At 71.5% G+C, this 17407-nt stretch carries 13 protein-coding genes; 5 read left to right on the top strand and 8 right to left on the bottom strand.

The features are described 5' to 3' along the window. Positions 1-46: 46 nt before the first annotated feature. The 8 genes from ACIA03_RS21430 to ACIA03_RS21395 all read right to left on the bottom strand — a co-directional run bounded on the left by ACIA03_RS21430 (position 47) and on the right by ACIA03_RS21395 (position 8739). Positions 47-781, bottom strand: a complete 735-nt coding sequence (locus tag ACIA03_RS21430; protein WP_396986245.1) for an SDR family oxidoreductase — start codon at positions 779-781, stop codon at positions 47-49. Then, positions 781-1614, bottom strand: a complete 834-nt coding sequence (locus ACIA03_RS21425; RefSeq protein WP_396986242.1) for a bifunctional allantoicase/(S)-ureidoglycine aminohydrolase — start codon at positions 1612-1614, stop codon at positions 781-783. Before ACIA03_RS21425 ends, ACIA03_RS21430 begins: the two co-directional genes overlap by 1 nt. Beyond that, the gene (gene allB, locus ACIA03_RS21420; RefSeq protein WP_396986240.1) at positions 1611-2963 is read right to left on the bottom strand and encodes an allantoinase AllB; all 1353 of its coding nucleotides are present in this window, start codon (positions 2961-2963) and stop codon (positions 1611-1613) included. Before allB ends, ACIA03_RS21425 begins: the two co-directional genes overlap by 4 nt. After that, complete coding sequence (locus ACIA03_RS21415) at positions 2960-3844, bottom strand: fumarylacetoacetate hydrolase family protein (protein WP_396986238.1); 885 nt, start codon at positions 3842-3844, stop codon at positions 2960-2962. The genes allB and ACIA03_RS21415 overlap by 4 nt, the downstream gene beginning before the upstream one ends. A 238-nt stretch (positions 3845-4082) precedes the next feature. Beyond that, positions 4083-5216, bottom strand: a complete 1134-nt coding sequence (locus ACIA03_RS21410) for a glycerate kinase (protein ID WP_396986236.1) — start codon at positions 5214-5216, stop codon at positions 4083-4085. Between the two features lie 9 nt (positions 5217-5225). After that, positions 5226-7001: a glyoxylate carboligase gene (gene gcl, locus ACIA03_RS21405; RefSeq protein ID WP_396986234.1), complete on the bottom strand. Its 1776-nt coding sequence runs from the start codon at positions 6999-7001 to the stop codon at positions 5226-5228. A 1-nt stretch (position 7002) separates the two neighbouring features. Further along, complete coding sequence (locus ACIA03_RS21400; protein WP_396986232.1) at positions 7003-7896, bottom strand: 2-hydroxy-3-oxopropionate reductase; 894 nt, start codon at positions 7894-7896, stop codon at positions 7003-7005. 21 nt (positions 7897-7917) lie between these two features. Further along, on the bottom strand, positions 7918-8739 hold the full coding sequence (locus ACIA03_RS21395) for a hydroxypyruvate isomerase family protein (protein WP_396986230.1): 822 nt from the start codon (positions 8737-8739) through the stop codon (positions 7918-7920). 198 nt (positions 8740-8937) lie between these two features. Between ACIA03_RS21395 and ACIA03_RS21390 the strand changes: the two genes are divergently transcribed. The 5 genes from ACIA03_RS21390 (at position 8938) to xdhC (ending at position 17401) form a co-directional block, all read left to right on the top strand. Continuing rightward, positions 8938-10473, top strand: coding sequence for a PucR family transcriptional regulator (locus ACIA03_RS21390; RefSeq protein ID WP_396986228.1), 1536 nt, complete (start codon positions 8938-8940; stop codon positions 10471-10473). A 305-nt stretch (positions 10474-10778) separates the two neighbouring features. After that, positions 10779-12734, top strand: coding sequence for a 2-oxo-4-hydroxy-4-carboxy-5-ureidoimidazoline decarboxylase (uraD, locus tag ACIA03_RS21385; protein WP_396986226.1), 1956 nt, complete (start codon positions 10779-10781; stop codon positions 12732-12734). Next, a complete protein-coding gene (locus ACIA03_RS21380) occupies positions 12731-14191 on the top strand; it encodes a xanthine dehydrogenase small subunit (protein WP_396986224.1) in 1461 nt (486 codons plus the stop codon). Before uraD ends, ACIA03_RS21380 begins: the two co-directional genes overlap by 4 nt. Beyond that, positions 14188-16569, top strand: coding sequence for a xanthine dehydrogenase molybdopterin binding subunit (xdhB, locus tag ACIA03_RS21375; RefSeq protein WP_396986222.1), 2382 nt, complete (start codon positions 14188-14190; stop codon positions 16567-16569). Before ACIA03_RS21380 ends, xdhB begins: the two co-directional genes overlap by 4 nt. Before the next feature lie 4 nt (positions 16570-16573). Beyond that, positions 16574-17401: a xanthine dehydrogenase accessory protein XdhC gene (gene xdhC, locus ACIA03_RS21370; RefSeq protein ID WP_396986219.1), complete on the top strand. Its 828-nt coding sequence runs from the start codon at positions 16574-16576 to the stop codon at positions 17399-17401. Positions 17402-17407: the final 6 nt, after the last annotated feature.

Genomic DNA, 17407 nt, shown 5'->3' with positions numbered 1-17407 from the left:
TTCAGCTCATTGATCTCGTCACGTCGTCGGCGAGCTCCGAGGCGGGTCAGCCGCGGCCGGCGTACGGCATCCCGGTCGCGAGGATCGTCATCGCGGGCACGCTGACCCCGAGCGGCAGCTGCGCCATGGCGACCACCGCGTCGGCGACGTGCTGCGGGTCGAAGGTCGGCTCGGGGCGTACGGTGCCGTCGGCCTGACGGGCGCCGACCGCGATCCCGGCGGTCATCTCCGTGGCCGCGTTGCCGATGTCGATCTGGCCGACCGCGATGTCGTGGGCGCGGCCGTCGAGGGCGAGAGCCCGGGTGAGGCCGGTGATCGCGTGCTTGGAGGTGGTGTAGGCCGCGCTGCCCGGCCTCGGGACGTGGGCGGAGATGGAGCCGTTGTTGATGATCCGCCCGCCGCGCGGCTCCTGCCGCTTCATCTGCGCGAAGGCCTCGCGGGCGCAGAGGAAGGAGCCGGTCACGTTGACCGCCAGCGTCGCCGCGAACTCCTCGGGCGCGACCTCGTCGACCTCGCAGCTCGGCCCGAACGTGCCGGCGTTGTTGACCAGCAGGTCCACGCGCCCCCAGAGTCCGACCACCGCGGCGAACGCCGCCGACACCTCAGCGGCGGAAGCGACGTCCGTGGGCAGCACGAGGGACCGCGCCATCACCGACGCGGTCTCCTCGAGCGAGGCCTTGGTGCGGCCGAGGAGCGCGACCTGGAAGCCGGCGCCGTCCAGGGCCTGGGCGATCACCCTGCCCAGGCCGGAGCCGGCGCCCGTGACGACCGCGACCGGCATCAGGTGAACTGCCTCGACAGGACCGCGTGCCGGTTGACGTCCTTGTAGAGCAGGTAGCGGAACCGGTCGGGTCCGCCGGCGTAACAGGCCTGCGGGCAGAACGCGCGCAGCCACATGAAGTCGCCCTCCTGCACCTCCACCCAGTCCTTGTTGAGCAGGTAGACGGCCTTGCCCTCGAGGACGTAGAGCCCGTGCTCCATCACGTGCGTCTCCGGGAACGGGATCGCGCCGCCGGGCTCGAAGCTGACGATGTTGACGTGCATGTCGTGGCGTACGTCATCGGGGTCGACGAAGCGCTGGGTCTTCCAGGCGCCGTTGGTGCCCGGCATCTCGCCACCGGGCACGTCGACCTCGTTGGTGACGAACGGCTCGGGAACGTCGATGCCCTCGACCGCCTGGTAGGCCTTGCGGATCCAGTGGAAGCGCGTGACCCGGTCGCTGGTGTTGCGCAGCGTCCAGGCGGAGCCGGGCGGGAGGAAGGCGTAGCCGCCGGGGGCGAGGTCATGCTTCTCGCCCTCGACCGAGAGCGTCAGCGCGCCCTCGACCACGAACAGGACGCCCTCGGCGCCCGCGTCGAGCTCGGGCTTGTCGCTGCCACCGCCGGGCGAGACCTCGACGATGTACTGCGAGAAGGTCTCGGCGAAACCCGAGAGCGGCCGGGCGATCACCCACAGCCGGGTGCCCTCCCAGAACGGGAGCTTGCTGGTGACGATGTCGCGCATGGTGCCGCGGGGGAGCACGGCGTACGCCTCGGTGAAGACGGCCCGGTCGGTGGTCAGCTCCCGCTGCGACGGGTGGCCGCCGGTCGGCGCGTAGTAGCGAGGTTCGCTCATGGTCGGGCTCCTTCTGTGGTGACTCTGCTGAGCAGCCGGCCCTGGGGCGCGGCTTCGATGTCGATCTTCTCTCCGCGCAGCCAGGTCTCGCGGACGACGCCTGCGAGGGTCCGGCCGTGGTAGGGCGTGACGGCGTTCTTGTGATGGAGCCTCGCGGCGTCGACGACGAAGGTGTCGTCGGGGGCGAGGACCGCGAAGTCGGCGTCGTGGCCGACCGCGATCTGCCCCTTGCCCGGCAGCCCGGCGTGGCGTGCGGGGGCCGCGGACATCCAGCGGGCGATGTCGGTGAGGGCGAAGCCGCGTTTCCTTGCCTCGGTCCAGACCGCCGACAGCCCGAGCTGGAGGGAGGAGATGCCGCCCCAGGCGACGCCGAAGTCGCCGGTGTCGAGGGCCTTCAGGTCAGGGGTGGAGGGCGAGTGGTCGGTGACCACCATGTCGATGACGCCGTCGCGCAGGCCCTGCCAGAGCAGCTCGCGGTTGGCCGCCTCCCGGATGGGCGGGCAGCACTTGTACTGCGTCGCACCGTCGGGGATCTCCTCCGCGGCGAAGGTCAGGTAGTGCGGGCAGGTCTCGGCCGTGATCGGGACCCCGTCACGTCGGGCCGAGGCCAGCATCGCAAGCACGTCGGAGCTGGAGACGTGGAGGATGTGGACGCGGCAGCCGGTCCACCGGGCCAGCTCGATCACCTGGGCGATGGCCAGGTTCTCCGCGCCCCGCGGCCGGCTGTGCAGGAATCGCTCGTACGCCGCGCCCCCTGCCTCCGGCGCGTGCTCGATCGCGTGCGGGTCCTCGGCGTGGACGATCAGCAGACCGTCGAAGGACGCGATCTCGCGCATCGCGAGCTCGAGCTCGTCGGCGTCGAGGGGCGGGAACTCGTCGACTCCCGAGTGCAGCAGGAAGCACTTGAACCCGGAGACGCCCGCCTCGTGGAGGGGTCGGAGCTCGGCCACGTTGCCGGGGATCGCGCCGCCCCAGAAGCCGACATCGACGAAGACCTGTCTCCACGCCGTCTTGCGCTTGAGGGCGAGCGCCGGGAGGTCGCAGGTGGGCGGGATGCTGTTGAGCGGCATGTCGACGATCGTGGTGACCCCGCCCGCGGCCGCGGCCCGGGTCGCGGAGGCGAAGCCCTCCCACTCGGTCCGGCCGGGGTCGTTGACGTGCACATGGGCGTCTACGACGCCAGGCATCAGCACCTCGTCGTCGGCGAGCTCGACCACGCGGTCCGCGGTCAGGCCCCCCGGCTCGACCGCGGCGATCCTCCCGCGTCGGATCCCGACGCTGCCCGCTGTCTCGCCGTCCGGGGTCACCATCCGCGCTGCCCGGATGACGACATCGAGATCTCGACTCACACCTTCACCTCTGCCTCATCGACTGCCTCTTCGACTGCCACCACCCGCGTCCGCTGGCGACCGAGACCGGTCACCTCGGCCTCCACCACGTGCCCTGCTCGCAGGAAGGGCCGGGGCTCGGGCCGCAACGCTGCGACCCCGCCAGGCGTCCCGGTCAGCACCAGGTCGCCGGGTTCGAGTGTCATCAGCGTACTGAGGTAGGCGAGGACCCCGCCGACGCCCAGCGCCATCCGGGCGGTCGTCCCGGACTGTCGCCGCTCGCCGTCGACCCACAGCGCCAGGGTCAGCTCCTGCGGGTCGCCCGCGGCGTCGGGCGTGACCAGCCAGGGACCGATGGGGGTGAAGGTGTCGGCGCACTTGCCCTTGGCCCAGGTCGGCCCGGCAGCGATCCGGGCCCGCTCGCTGACGTCGTCGGCGGTGAGGTAGCCGCCGACTGCTTCCAGGGCCCGCTGCGGGTCCGGGCACCGGGAGAGCCTTCGCCCGATCACCACGCCCAGCTCGACCTCGTAGTCGGTCATCGTCGAGCCGGGTGGCAGCTCGATCGCGTCGTAGGGCCCGACAACGGTCGTCGAAGGCTTGAGGAAGACGACCGGCTCGTCCGGGATCTCGACCCCGGCCTCCTCGGCGTGGTCCTCGTAGTTGAGCCCGACCCCGACGACCTTGCCCGGCCGGGCCACCGGTGGCCCGATCCGGATGCCGTCGGCAACCACCGGGAGGCGGCCCGAGGCGATCGCCTCCCGCACTCGCCCGAGCCGCCCCGGGTCGCCGAGCAGGTCGCCGTCGATCGACGGCACGACCGCCGAGAGATCTCGCAGCACGTCCTGGTCGTCGAGGGCCGCGGGGCGTTCCTCGCCCGGCGCTCCCACACTCAGCAGCCTCATGCGGCGGTCTCCTCGGATGCTGACCGAGTTACCTCGGTCTGGTTGCGCTTCCCTCGTGGAACTCCACGAAGGAGGTGGTCGCTCACCGAGTTACCTCGGTGAGCATTCCGCTGCCAGCTCATGCCTTCCTCCTCGGATGCCGACCGAGTTACCTCGGTCTCGATGCACTCCCCTCGCGGAACTCCGCGAAGGAAGTGGCCACACACCGAGTTACCTCGGTGAGCATTTCGCAGCTCGCTCATGCCTCCTCCTTGACCAGATGGTCGGCGGCGATCCGCTCGGCAAGCTGCTCGAGCAGGGCCGCACCGTTGCTCAGGCAGCGGCTCAGGTCGGGTTCGATGTCCGCCAAGGCGTACGCAGCCCCGATCCCGGCTGCACGCAGCCGGTCGTGGTCCAGGTGGTTGACCCCGCAGACCGCCACGACCGGGACCCCGGCACGGGCGGCCGTGGCGGCGACGCCGGCCGGGGCCTTGCCGTGCAGGGTCTGCTCGTCGAGCGCTCCCTCGCCGGTGACGACGAGGGTGGCGCCGTCCAGGGCCGAGGCGAAGTCGACCAGCTCGAGTACGAGGTCGATCCCGGAGCGGAGTTCGGCACCGAGGAGCGCGACCGCGGCGAAACCCACACCCCCGGCAGCACCGGCACCCGGGTGGTCCCGGTGATCGGCACCCGTCGTGGCCGCGACGACGTCGGCCCAGTGGCCGAGCGCGGCGTCCAGGCGCCGCACCTGATCGGGATCGGCGCCCTTCTGCGGCCCGTAGACCGCGGCCGCGCCGCGGGGTCCGGTGAGGGGGTTGTCGACGTCGCAGGCGACGGTGATCTCGACGACTCCCTCGACCCGGCGGCGGAGCTCGGAGAGGTCGAGCCGGGCCACCTGCTCCAGGCCGACGCCGCCATCGGGCACCGGCGCGCCGGAGGCGGTGAGGAGCCGGGCACCGAGCCCGCGGAGCAGACCCGCTCCCCCGTCGGTGCTGGCGCTACCGCCGATCCCGAGCACCACCCGGCGACAGCCGGCATCGATCGCGGCCGCCATCGCCTGGCCGGCCCCGAGGCTGGAGGCCCCCAGAGGATCCGGCGGCCCCGGCAGCCGGGCGAGACCGGCCGCGTCGGCGAGCTCCACGACGGCGATGTCGTCGCGCCGGGCGTACGCGGTCCTCACCGGCGACCCGGTCGGCCCGGTCACGGTGACCGGCACCAGCGTGAAGCCGGCGGACTCGGCCGCCGCGAGGGTGCCGTCGCCGCCGTCGGCGACCGGGATCGCGTCGACGACCACGCCAGGACGCCCCCAGCGCATCCCGGCGCTCACCGCCGCCGCGACCTCGGCGGCGGTGAGCGATCCCTTGAACTTGTCGGAGGCGACCAGGACTCTGACCACGAGTCGGCCTCAGTCCAGCGGGACGAGCGCGGTCGGGGCGTGCTCGCCACGCTCGGCGAGCTCCTCGAACTCGACGACACCGTCGATCTCGAGGCCCATCGAGACGTTGGTGACGCGCTCGAGGATGACCTCGACCAGGACCGGCACGCGATACTCCGCCTGAAGCGCCTTGGCCTTCTCGAAGGCGGCCCCCAGATCGGCGGGGTCGGTCACCCGGATCGCCTTGCAGCCCAGCCCCTCGGCGACCTTGAGGTGGTCGACGCCGTAGCCGTCGACCTCGGGGCTGTTGACGTTGTCGAAGGCGAGCTGGACGCAGTAGTCCATCTCGAACCCGCGCTGGGCCTGGCGGATCAGGCCGAGGTAGGAGTTGTTCACGACCACGTGGATGTAGGGGATGTTGAACTGGGCGCCGACCGCCAGCTCCTCGATCAGGAACTGGAAGTCGTAGTCGCCCGAGAGCGCGACGACCTGGCCGTCGGGGACGGCGGTCGCGACCCCCAGCGCGGCCGGTAGCGTCCACCCAAGAGGACCCGCCTGACCTGCGTTGATCCAGTGCCGCGGCTGGTAGACGTGCAGCAGCTGCGCCGCCTGGATCTGGGACAGACCGATCGTGGTGACATACCGGGTCGAGGGTCCGAAGGCGCGGTTCATCTCCTCGTAGACCCGCTGCGGCTTGATCGGGACGTTGTCGAAGTGCGTCCTGCGGTGCAGGGTCCGTTTGCGCTCGGCGCACTCCTCGGCCCAGGCCGTACGGCTCGGGATCCTGCCGGCGCCCGCCCACTCCCGGGCGACCTCGACGAGCACCTCGAGCGCCGCGCGGGCGTCGGAGACGATCGAGTAGTCCGGCGCGAAGACCCGGCCGATCTGGGTCGGCTCGATGTCGATGTGCACGAACGTACGTCCGGCCGTGTAGGTCTCGACCGAGCCGGTGTGGCGGTTGGCCCACCGGTTGCCGATGCCGAGCACGAAGTCGCTGGCCAGCATGGTCGCGTTGCCGTAGCGGTGCGAGGTCTGCAGACCCACCATGCCCGCGTTGAGCGTGTGGTCGTCCGGGATCGTGCCCCAGCCCATCAGCGTCGGGACGACCGGGACACCGGTGACCTCGGCGAGCTCGACCAGCAGGTCGGCGGCGTCGGCGTTGATCACGCCACCGCCCGCGACGATCAGCGGCCGCTCCGCGACCAGCATCATCGTCAGCGCCTTCTCCGCCTGGGCACGGCTGGCCACCGGCCGGGCGATCGGCAAGGGTTCGTACGTCTCGATGTCGAAGTCGATCTCGGCCAGCTGGACGTCGAGCGGCAGGTCGATCAGGACCGGACCCGGACGTCCCTCGCGCATCAGCCGGAAGGCCTTCTGGAAGGTGCCGGGAACCTGGGCGGGCTCCATCACGGTGACCGCCATCTTGGTGAGCGGTCCGGCGATGGCGGCGATGTCGACCGCCTGGAAGTCCTCCTTGTGGAGCTTCGCGACCGGCGCCTGACCGGTGATGCACAGGATCGGGATCGAGTCGGCTGAGGCCGAGTAGAGACCGGTGATCATGTCGGTGCCGGCAGGGCCGGAGGTGCCGATGCAGACGCCGATGTTGCCGGCCTTCGCCCGGGTGTAGCCCTCGGCCATGTGGGAGGCCGCCTCGACGTGGCGGGCGAGCACGTGCTGGAGCCCGCCGTGCTTGCGCATCGCACTGTAGAACGGGTTGATCGCGGCACCGGGGAGGCCGAACAACTGGGTCGCGCCCTCCTTCTCCAGGATCAGGACGGCGGCGTCGACCGCGCGCATGCGTGCCATGTCAGTTCTCCCCCTTCGTGACGGAGCCGCTCAGCCGCTCGACGCCCCGCAGCAGGGCGGAGTGGTCCAGGCCGCCGTCGCCGTTGGCCCGGGCGCTCGCCATCAGCTGGGCGACCAGCGAGCCGAGCGGGACCACGACGCCGGCCTCACGGGCGGCGGAGGTGACGATCCCCATGTCCTTGTGGTGCAGGTCGATCCGGAACCCGGGCTGGAAGGAGCGGGTCAGCATGTTCTCCTTCTTCTGGTTGAGCACGCTCGAGCCCGCGAGCCCGCCGCCGAGCACCTCGAGAGCGGCCTTCGTGTCGACGCCGTACGCCTCGAGGAAGACGACCGCCTCGGACAGCGCCTGGATGTTGGCCGCGACGATGAGCTGGTTGGCCGCCTTGACCGTCTGGCCGGCGCCGCTCGGGCCGACGTGGACGATCGTCTTGCCGACGGTGTCGAAGAGCGGCTTCGCGGTCGCGAAGTCGTCGGCCGAGCCGCCGACCATGATCGAGAGGGCCGCGTTCTTCGCACCGGCCTCGCCACCGGAGACCGGGGCGTCGAGGGTGCGGAAACCACGGGCGGTGGCCTGCTCGGCGAGCGCCGCACTCACGTCGGGCCGGATGCTGGAGAAGTCGATGATCAGCGCACCGGTGGGCGCATTCTCGAAGACCCCGCCCTCACCGGCGAGGACCTCCTCGACGTGGGGCGAGTCCGGGACCATGACGCAGACGACCTCGGCGTCGCGGCAGGCGTCGGCGGTCGAGGTGGCCGCGCGGCCGCCCGCCGTGGCCAGGGCCTGGGTGCGCTCGGGGCTGTGGTCGAAGCCCGCGACGGTGTGACCGGCGTCGACGAGGTGGGCGGCCATCGGGCTGCCCATGATGCCGAGGCCGATGAAAGCGATGTTGGTCATGATGTTCCTCCTGAAGGGTCGTCAGCGGGTTGCGGTGGTGGCGGCGCGGCGCTCGCGCGGCAGCCAGTCGAAGCTCTCGGCCGAGGTCGTGGCGGGCTTGTACTCCAGCCCGACCCAGCCGGTGTAGCCGGCCGCCTCGAGCGCGGCGAGCTGCCGCTCGAGCGGGAGGTCGCCGGTGCCGGGCTCGTTGCGGCCCGGGGCGTCGGCGATCTGGACGTGGGCGGTGCGAGCGGCGTACGCAGCGATCACCGTGTCGACGTCGTCACCGTTCACGGCGAGGTGGTAGAGGTCGGCGAGCAGGCCGATGTTGGGCTCGCCGGCGCGATCGATCGCGGCCACCGCGTCGGCGGCGGTGAGCAGCGGGTAGCGGTCGGCGCCGCTGACCGGCTCGACCAGCACGGTGCCACCGATGCGCGCGGCGGCCCGGGCGGCCAGCGCGAGGTTCTCGGCGCCGAGCTCGTCCTGCGCCTCGGGAGCGGTGTCGTCGACACGAAGGCCGTAGAGCGCGTTGAACGCGGTGCAGCCGAGCCGCTCGCCGATGCCGATGGTGACGTCGATGTTGTCGCGGAACTCGGCCGACCGGGCCGGCCACGAGACCAGACCGCGGTCACCGGCCGGCATGTCTCCGGCGAAGAAGTTGAGGCCGACCAGCTGCACGCCGGCGTCCTGCACGGCGGCGACGAACGCGTCCACGTCCTTGTCGGACGGCACCGCCTCGGCGAACGGCCACCAGAACTCCACCGCGTCGAAGCCGGCGGCCTTCACCGCCGCGGGGCGCTCGAGCAGCGGGAGCTCGGTGAACAGGATCGAGCAGTTCACCTCGTAGCGGAGCTGGTGGGACATCCTCACCATTCCTTCCGTAATGCGGAATTTGATTTCTGACATTCGAAATATAAGGATGTGAGCGGAGTCACGTCAACCCGGGCCAGGTCTCAGGCCGCAAACTGATGAAGAAACGACAACGGGCCTCCCGCGTACGTGCGCAGGCGTTGTACGTTCCTCCAAGACGCGGCTTCGGACCTGCGGACCGTGGAGGCACCCGTGCTACTTGCAGAGCTGTTGGAGACGCCCAGCCTGAGGCTGCGGCTCCTGCATGCGCCCGAGGGCTCGCTGGAGCGTCCGGTCGGGCGCACCATCACGATCGACCTGCTCGAACCCGGCCGCTATCTGAACGGCGGCGAGCTCGTGCTCACCGGCCTCGTCTGGCGCCGCGGACCGGAGGACAGCGAGACGTTCGTGTCCTCGATCGCGGAGGGTGGCGCGACGTGCCTGCTGGCCGGCGCGGCCCTGCTCGGCGCGGTGCCCGACGACCTCGTAGAGGCCTGCCGCCGCCACCAGGTCGCCCTGGGCGAGGTCCCCGGCGACGTGGCGTTCGCCGACGTGACGGAGTACGTCGCGGCCGCAGGCGCCGCCGGCGAGAGCGCCCGGATGTCGGCCAGCCTGGCTCGCCAGCGCCAGCTCCTCTCCGCCATCGCCTCCGGCCGCAGCCTCGACGAGCTGGCCGCCCGGGTGGCCTCCGAGATCGGGCACGCGTGCCGGGTGCTCACCGCGAGCGGCCGACATGTCGTACCCGGTCCTGGCGAGCTCGATCCCGACACGGTCGACGCGCTCACCCGCCGCTTCCTGACCGCCGATCTGCTGCCGGCGGTGGCCGAGGTCGGCGACCGCAGCTACTCCCTGTTCCCCGTCGGATCCGGCCTGGCCGACCGGGTCACCGGCTGGACCGTGGCGGTCGAGGGCGACCACACCACCTGGCCACGGGAGGACCTCGACATGGTCCACGAGTTCGGCGCCATCACCGCCCTCGACCGCTCCCGGCGCGACGAGGGGTTCCGCGTCCGGCGGCCGCTCGCCGCCATGACTCTCGCCCATCTGGAGGCCGGTGCGTCACCCGTCGAGATCGCGACCGGGCTGCGCCAGTCCGGGCTCGACCCCGACCGTCCGCTCGTCCTCGCCGTGGCCGAACTGGGACCCGGTGGCCCGCCCGACGCGGTGGCCGCGGTGCTCGAGGACGTCGCCCTCGGCCTGGGGCCGTCGATGGTCGCCAGTGCCGCCCGCGACGGCTGCGCGGTCGCCTTCCTCCCCGCCCGCCCCGACCTCACCGACCAGCTGCGCCGCTCGCTCACCCGGCTGGCGCCGGCGCTGGTCCGCGGCTCGCTGTCGGTGGGACTGAGCGGCGAGAGCGGCATCGACGCCCTGGCCGGCGCGCTCGAGGAGGCGCGCTTCGCACACCGGGTCGCCCGCTCCGGCGGCGGCGCCGTCGCGCTGTCCAGCTCGGAGGAGGTCACCTCCCACGTGCTCCTGCTCGCCACCGTCCCCGACGACATCCGCCGCACCTACGCGCAGCGCGTCCTCGGCCCCGTCCTCGAGCACGACCAGCGCACCGGGAGCGATCTGGTGCCGACGCTCGACCGGTTCCTGACGTACGCCGGTTCCTGGACGCGCACGGCGGAGTCGCTCCATCTCCACGTCAACAGCGTGCGCTACCGGATCTCCCGGGTCGAGGAGCTGACCGGGCGTGACCTGACCACGATGGAGGACCGGGTCGACGTCTTCCTCGCCCTGCGATCGCTCTGAGATCCGGCCCGAAGCGCCGCCGCCCGCCCGTGTAACACGCTGTTCGTAGGACTACTCGCCCTATCGGAACGACCGGATAGACCTACGAACAGCGTGTTACAGGCGATTCCCGGCGCCACCCGTCACCCCGTCGAAACCACATCGAAACCCGCAGCACGCCATCCTGGAGCATCACACAAAGGCCGGATCGACGCAGACCCCAACTTCGGATGATCGGCGGGTGCCGCTCGGGGCCCGAACAGACCAGGCTGTGGTGAGAGTCACAGCTCACCTGCCCACCAGGGCGCCCCCAGAAAGGTGTGAGGATGAACGCGAGAGCAGTCCTGAGGTCGATCCGGCCCCAGAAGAGGGACGTTGGACGACCCACCCACCCCGTCGACGAGGTGCTCCCGGCGGGCAAGCTCGCCGTCTACGGCCTCCAGCACGTACTCGCGTTCTACGCCGGCGCGGTGATCGTGCCGATCCTGCTCGCCAACTCGATCGGGCTGAGTCAGCAGGAGCTGATCCACCTGATCAACGCCGACCTGTTCACCTGCGGCATCGCCTCGATCATCCAGTCGGTCGGCTTCTGGAAGGTCGGCGTACGCCTGCCTCTGCTGCAGGGCGTCACCTTCACCGCCGTCTCGCCCATGATCGCGATCGGGCTCGCGGCCGGTGGCGGCACCGACGGGCTGCTCGTCATCTACGGCGCGGTGATCGTCGCCGGTCTGGCGACCTTCTTCATCGCCCCCTACTTCAGCCGGCTGATCCGATTCTTCCCGCCGGTCGTGACCGGCTCGGTGATCACCATCATCGGCATCGCGCTGCTGCCCGTCGCCGCCGCGGACGCGACCGGTGGCGCCGGCCCGACCTCGGACCCCACGAGCGGCCGCAACCTGGCGTACGCCCTGGGCACCCTGGCCCTGATCGTGGTCATCCAGCGCGTGTTCAAGGGCTTCATGGCCACCGTCGCCGTGCTCGTCGGCCTGGTCGTCGGCACCCTCGTCGCGTGGGCCCTCGGGGACGCCCACTTCGACGCGGTCGCCGGCTCCGACTGGGTCGGCGTGACCACCCCGTTCCACTTCGGCTGGCCACAGTTCTCCGCCGCCGCGATCGTCTCGATGATCGTCGTCATGCTGATCACCGCCGTCGAGACCACCGGTGACGTCTTCGCCACCGGCGAGATCGTCGAGAAGCGGATCGGCCGCAACGACATCGCCCGCGCGCTGCGCGCCGACGGCCTGGCCACCACCATCGGCGGCGTCTTCAACTCCTTCCCCTACACCTGCTTCGCCGAGAACGTCGGCCTCGTCCGGCTGACCCGGGTCAAGAGCCGCTGGGTCGTCGCCGCGGCCGGCCTGATCATGGTGTTCATCGGGCTCCTCCCGAAGGTCGGCGCGATCGTCGCCGGCATCCCTCACCCGGTCCTCGGCGGCGCCGCCCTGGCCATGTTCGCGACCGTCGCGGTCGTCGGCTTCCAGACGCTCAGCAAGGTCGACTTCCACGACCACCGCAACGTGGTGATCGTGGCGACCAGCGTCGGGCTGGCGATGTACGTCACCGCGCAGCCCGAGGTCGCCCAGGCCGTCCCGGGGTGGGCCGAGATCATCTTCGGCAGCGGCATCACCCTGGGCAGCCTGACCGCGATCCTGCTCAACATCCTGTTCCACCACGTCGGCCCAGACTACGGCCCGGCCGTTGCCGGACAGCCCGGCGAAGGCGTCCGGCTCGACCAGGTCAACCAGATGGGACGTACCGAGTTCGTGGAGACGTTCGACGGTCTCTTCCAGGGGCCGCGGTGGATGGTGGAGCGGGCCTGGGAGCAGCGGCCCTTCGCCGACACGCACGCCCTGCGTCGCGCCTTCCAGGACGCCCTCTTCAGCGGCTCGGCCGAGGAGCAGCGCGAGCTGATCGAGGCCTACCCCGAGCTCGGTTCGAAGCTCGTCTCCGAGGGGCTGGTCGGCGAGGAGTCGCTGCGCGACCAGTCGTCCAAGGGCCTGACCCACCTGGCCGAGCCGGACCAGGAGGCGCTGACCTCGCTCACCGACGCCTACCACGAGCGGTTCGGCTTCCCGCTGGTCATCTCCGTACGCGACTCCGACTCGCTCGACCGGATCCTCGCCGAGGGCCGGGAGCGGCTCGGCAACTGCGAACGGCAGGAGCACGCCGCCGCGCTGATCGAGATCGCCAAGATCGCCGGCCACCGCTTCGACGACTTCCTGCGCGACGCCAACCCGATCCACAGCGCCCGCACCCGCAACCCGATCCGGAGCCAACGATGAGCACACCCAGCGTCCCCTCTGTCACCGTCAACGGGGACCACGTACCCCTGACCGGGGTCGCCACTCACACCACCGCCCTCGACTGGCTGCGCGGACGTGGCCTGACCGGTGCCAAGGAGGGCTGTGCCGAGGGCGAGTGCGGCGCCTGCTCGGTGCTGGTCGCCCGGCCCGGCACCACATCGCCGACCGAGTGGACCGCGGTCAACGCCTGCCTCGTCCCCGTCGCCGCGCTCGACGGCCAGGAGCTGGTGACCAGCGAGGGCCTGGGGTCCAGCGACGACCTGCACCCGGTCCAGCAGGAGCTCGCCGTACGCGGCGGGTCGCAGTGCGGCTACTGCACACCGGGCTTCGTCTGCAGCCTCGCCGCGGAGTACTACCGCCCGAACCGGGAGCCGGCCGCCGGCGACGCCGCCGCCTGCGACCACGAGCACGGCCCGAACGGCGTCGACCTGCACGCGCTGAGCGGCAACCTGTGCCGCTGCACCGGCTACCGCCCGATCCGCGACGCTGCCTACGCCCTCGGCGCACCCGAGGCCGACGATGCATTCGCGGCGCGACAGCAGCAACCCCCGCCCGAGCCGCGACCGACCCGGATCGCGGTCGACGGCGCCCAGTTCGTACGCCCGGAGACGCTCACCGAGGCCCTCGATCTGATCACCGAGTGGCCGGAGGCGCAGGTCGTCGCCGGCTCGACCGACTGGGGCGTCGAGGTCAACATCCGCGGCCGCCGCGCACCCCTGGTCGTCGCGGTCGACCGGCTGCCCGAGCTGCGCGAGCTCTCCTTCCGGACCGGCCATGTCGAGATCGGCGCGGCCCTCACGCTGACCGAGATCGAGCGCAAGCTCAACGGCCGGGTCCCGCTCCTGGCCGAGCTGTTCCCGCAGTTCGCCTCACGCCTGATCCGCAACGGCGCGACGCTCGGCGGCAACATCGGCACCGCCTCCCCGATCGGCGACGCCCCGCCCGCACTGCTAGCGCTCGACGCCGAGGTCGTCCTGGCCTCGCCGCGCGGCGAACGGGTCGTCCCGCTGGCCGACTACTTCACCGGCTACCGCGAGACGGTCCTGGCCGCGGACGAGCTGATCCGCAGCGTACGACTGCCGTTGCCGCTGGCTCCGGTCGTCGGCTTCCACAAGATCGCCAAGCGCCGCTTCGACGACATCTCCAGCGTGGCCGTGGGCTACGCGCTCGAGATCGCCGACGGCACCGTGGTCCGCGCCAGGATCGGCCTCGGCGGCGTCGCGGCCACCCCGCTGCGTGCCGTCGCCACCGAGGACGCCCTCGTCGGCCGACCCTGGACCGAGGAGTCCGTACGCCGCGCCGCGGCCGTCCTCGCAACCGAGGGCACACCGATGGACGACCACCGCGCCAGCGCGTCCTACCGCTCGGCGATGCTGGGCCAGTCCCTGCTGCGCCTGTTCCACGCCCACCCGCAGACACAGGAGGTGCCGGCATGAGCGCCCTGTCCGAACGCCCCGAGAACCCGATCGTCGGGATTCCGCTCCCACACGAGAGCGCCGCGCTGCACGTCACCGGCGAGGCGCTCTACACCGACGACCTGGTCGGGCGGATGGCCGGCGTGCTGCACGCCTGGCCGGTCCAGGCGCCGCACACCCATGCGATGGTCACCGCGCTGCGGACCGCCCCCGCCTATGACGTGCCCGGCGTCGTACGCGTCCTCACCGCCGAGGACGTCCCCGGCATCAACGACGCCGGCGTCAAGCACGACGAGCCGCTCTTCCCGACCGAGGTGATGTTCCACGGCCATGCGGTGTGCTGGGTGCTCGGCGAGACCCAGGAGGCCGCCCGGCTGGGCGCGGCCGCGATCGAGGTCGACTACGAGCCCTTGCCGTCGCTGGTGACGGTGAAGGAGGCGATCGCGGCGGAGAGCTTCCAAGGGACCCCGCGCAACCTCTCCCGCGGCGACGCCGCGGCTGCCCTGGAGGGCGCCGCCCACGTGTTCGAGGGCGAGTTCGAGTTCGCCGGCCAGGAGCACTTCTACCTCGAGACCCACGTCTCCCTCGCCCTGGTCGACGAGGGCGGCCAGGTGCTGGTGCACAGCAGCACCCAGCACCCCTCCGAGACCCAGGAGATCGTCGCGCACGTACTCGGCGTCCCGAGCCACGAGATCACCGTCCAGTGCCTGCGGATGGGCGGCGCGTTCGGCGGCAAGGAGATGCAGCCGCACGGCTATGCGGCCATCGCCGCGCTCGGCGCCACGCTGACCGGTCGGCCGGTGCGGCTGCGCCTCAACCGCACCCAGGACATCACCATGTCCGGCAAGCGCCACGGCTTCCACAGCACCTGGCGCGCGGGGTTCGACGACGAGGGCCACATCGTCGGTCTCGAGGCCACACTGACTGCCGACGGCGGCTGGAGCCTCGACCTCTCCGAGCCGGTGCTGGCCCGCGCGCTGTGCCACGTCGACAACGCCTACTGGGTGCCGAACATCCGGGTCGACGGCCGCGTCGCGCGTACGAACAAGACCTCGCAGACCGCCTTTCGCGGCTTCGGCGGACCCCAGGGCATGCTCGTCATGGAGGACCTGCTCGGCCGGTGCGCTCCCCTGCTCGGCATCGACCCTCTCGAACTGCGCCGACGCAACTTCTACCAGCAGAACCAGACCACTCCCTACGGCCAGCAGGTCCGGCAGGCCGACCGGCTGGCCGCCTGCTGGGACCAGGTCGCCACGTCCGGCGAGGTGGCCCGGCGACGGGCCGAGATCGCCGACTTCAACAGTCGCCACCCGCACACCAAGCGGGGCCTGGCGATGACGCCGGTGAAGTTCGGCATCTCGTTCAACCTCACCGCCTTCAACCAGGCCGGCGCCCTCGTCCACGTCTACAAGGACGGCTCGGTGCTGATCAACCACGGCGGCACCGAGATGGGCCAGGGCCTGCACACCAAGATGCTCCAGGTGGCCGCGACCGCGCTCGGGCTCCCGTTGTCCCGCGTACGCCTCGCCCCCACGCGCACCGACAAGGTGCCCAACACCTCGGCGACGGCAGCCAGCTCGGGCGCGGACCTCAACGGGGCCGCGATCAAGAACGCCTGCGAGCAGATCCGCGAGCGGCTCGCCCAGGTCGCCGGCGGTCATCTCGGGATCAGCCCCAGCGACGTACGTTTCGACGACGGTGTCGTCCACGGCCTCTCTCCCGCGTCCGGCGAGATCGGTTGGAACGAGCTGGTCAACATCGCCTACCACCAGCGAGTGCAGCTGTGGGCGGCCGGTTTCTACCGCACGGAGGGCCTGCACTGGGACCCCAACGTGATGCAGGGCGAGCCGTTCAAGTACTTCGCCAACGGGGTGGCCGCCTCCGAGGTGGAGGTCGACGGCTTCACCGGCGCCTACACCCTGCGGCGGGTCGACATCGTCCACGACGTCGGTGACAGCCTGAGCCCGCTGATCGACATCGGTCAGATCGAGGGCGGCTTCGTCCAGGGGGCCGGCTGGCTGACCCTCGAAGACCTGCGCTGGGACACCTCCGACGGACCCAACCGTGGCCGGCTGGCGACGCAGGCGGCGAGCACCTACAAGCTGCCGAGCTTCTCCGAGATGCCCGAGGACTTCCGGGTGAAGCTGCTCGAGAAGGCTCACGAGGAGGGCGCCGTCTACGGCTCCAAGGCCGTCGGCGAGCCCCCGCTGATGCTCGCCTTCTCCGTACGCGAGGCGCTGCGTGAGGCGGCCGCTGCCTTCGGCCCGGCCGGGACCAGCGTCGAGCTCGGCTGTCCCGCGACCCCCGAGGCCGTCTACTGGGCCCTCGACAAGGCTCGTACGCCGCAGGCCGCCGAGTCGGGCGGCGAGCCCGAGCCGGTCATGGCCGGAGAGAGGTGATGACATGGAGTGGCTGAAGGCCGTCCAGCGGCTGCGCGAGCAGCGGGTGCCCGGCGTACTCGTGACCCTCACGTCCGTACGCGGCCACTCGCCGCGCGAGGCCGGGGCGAAGATGGTCGTCTCGGCCGAGCGCACCTGGGCCACCGTCGGTGGCGGCAACCTGGAGGCGGTCGCGATCGAGCGCGCCCGCGCGATGCTGACCGAGGGCCTCGCGGTGCCGGAGAGCCTGAAGGTGTCGCTCTCCGACAAGGCGCCCTACCAGCACGGCGTGCAGTGCTGTGGTGGTGAGGTCGAGCTGCTGCTCGAGCCGCTGCCCGTCGTCCCCTCCGTGGCCATCTTCGGGATGGGCCACGTCGGGCTCGAGCTGGCGCGCATCCTGGCCCGCCACGACCTCGAGCTGCACCTGGTCGACTCCCGCGCCGACCAGCTTTCCCCTGAGCAGCCGCACGGGCTGGACGATGCCGTCGCCGGCATCCACGTCCATCAGGTGCCGGTGCTGCCCGAGCTGGTCATCGGCGAGCTGCCCGAGGGCACCCACGTCCTGATCATGACCCACGACCACGCCGAGGACGCCGCGCTGTGCGACGCGGCTCTCCGCGCCAGTCAGCTGGCGTCGATCGGGCTGATCGGCTCCAGCGCCAAGTGGAGCCGGTTCCGGGCCAAGCTCGCCGAGGAGGGCCACACCCCCGAGGCGATCGCCCGCATCACCACCCCCATCGGCCTCCCGGATCTCGGCGGCAAGGAGCCGGCCACGATCGCGGTCAGCGTCGCGGCCCGGCTGCTGCAACTCTTCGCGGGCGACCCCGCGCGGACCGAACAACAAGCAAGGTGACATCCC

Source organism: Nocardioides sp. NPDC051685 (genome assembly GCF_044453405.1).
Taxonomy (GTDB): Bacteria; Actinomycetota; Actinomycetes; order Propionibacteriales; family Nocardioidaceae; genus Nocardioides.
This window is presented reverse-complemented; position numbering and strand designations above follow the sequence as displayed.

Excerpts from the sequence above, each read along its gene's own strand:
- xdhC (WP_396986219.1), top strand. The coding sequence starts at position 16,574 with ATGGAGTGGCTGAAGGCCGTCCAGCGGCTGCGCGAGCAGCGGGTGCCC.
- uraD (WP_396986226.1), top strand. The coding sequence starts at position 10,779 with ATGAACGCGAGAGCAGTCCTGAGGTCGATCCGGCCCCAGAAGAGGGAC.
- ACIA03_RS21415 (WP_396986238.1), bottom strand. The coding sequence starts at position 3,844 with ATGAGGCTGCTGAGTGTGGGAGCGCCGGGCGAGGAACGCCCCGCGGCC.
- gcl (WP_396986234.1), bottom strand. The coding sequence starts at position 7,001 with ATGGCACGCATGCGCGCGGTCGACGCCGCCGTCCTGATCCTGGAGAAG.
- xdhB (WP_396986222.1), top strand. The coding sequence starts at position 14,188 with ATGAGCGCCCTGTCCGAACGCCCCGAGAACCCGATCGTCGGGATTCCG.
- ACIA03_RS21400 (WP_396986232.1), bottom strand. The coding sequence starts at position 7,896 with ATGACCAACATCGCTTTCATCGGCCTCGGCATCATGGGCAGCCCGATG.
- ACIA03_RS21430 (WP_396986245.1), bottom strand. The coding sequence starts at position 781 with ATGCCGGTCGCGGTCGTCACGGGCGCCGGCTCCGGCCTGGGCAGGGTG.
- ACIA03_RS21425 (WP_396986242.1), bottom strand. The coding sequence starts at position 1,614 with ATGAGCGAACCTCGCTACTACGCGCCGACCGGCGGCCACCCGTCGCAG.
- ACIA03_RS21380 (WP_396986224.1), top strand. The coding sequence starts at position 12,731 with ATGAGCACACCCAGCGTCCCCTCTGTCACCGTCAACGGGGACCACGTA.
- ACIA03_RS21395 (WP_396986230.1), bottom strand. The coding sequence starts at position 8,739 with ATGTCCCACCAGCTCCGCTACGAGGTGAACTGCTCGATCCTGTTCACC.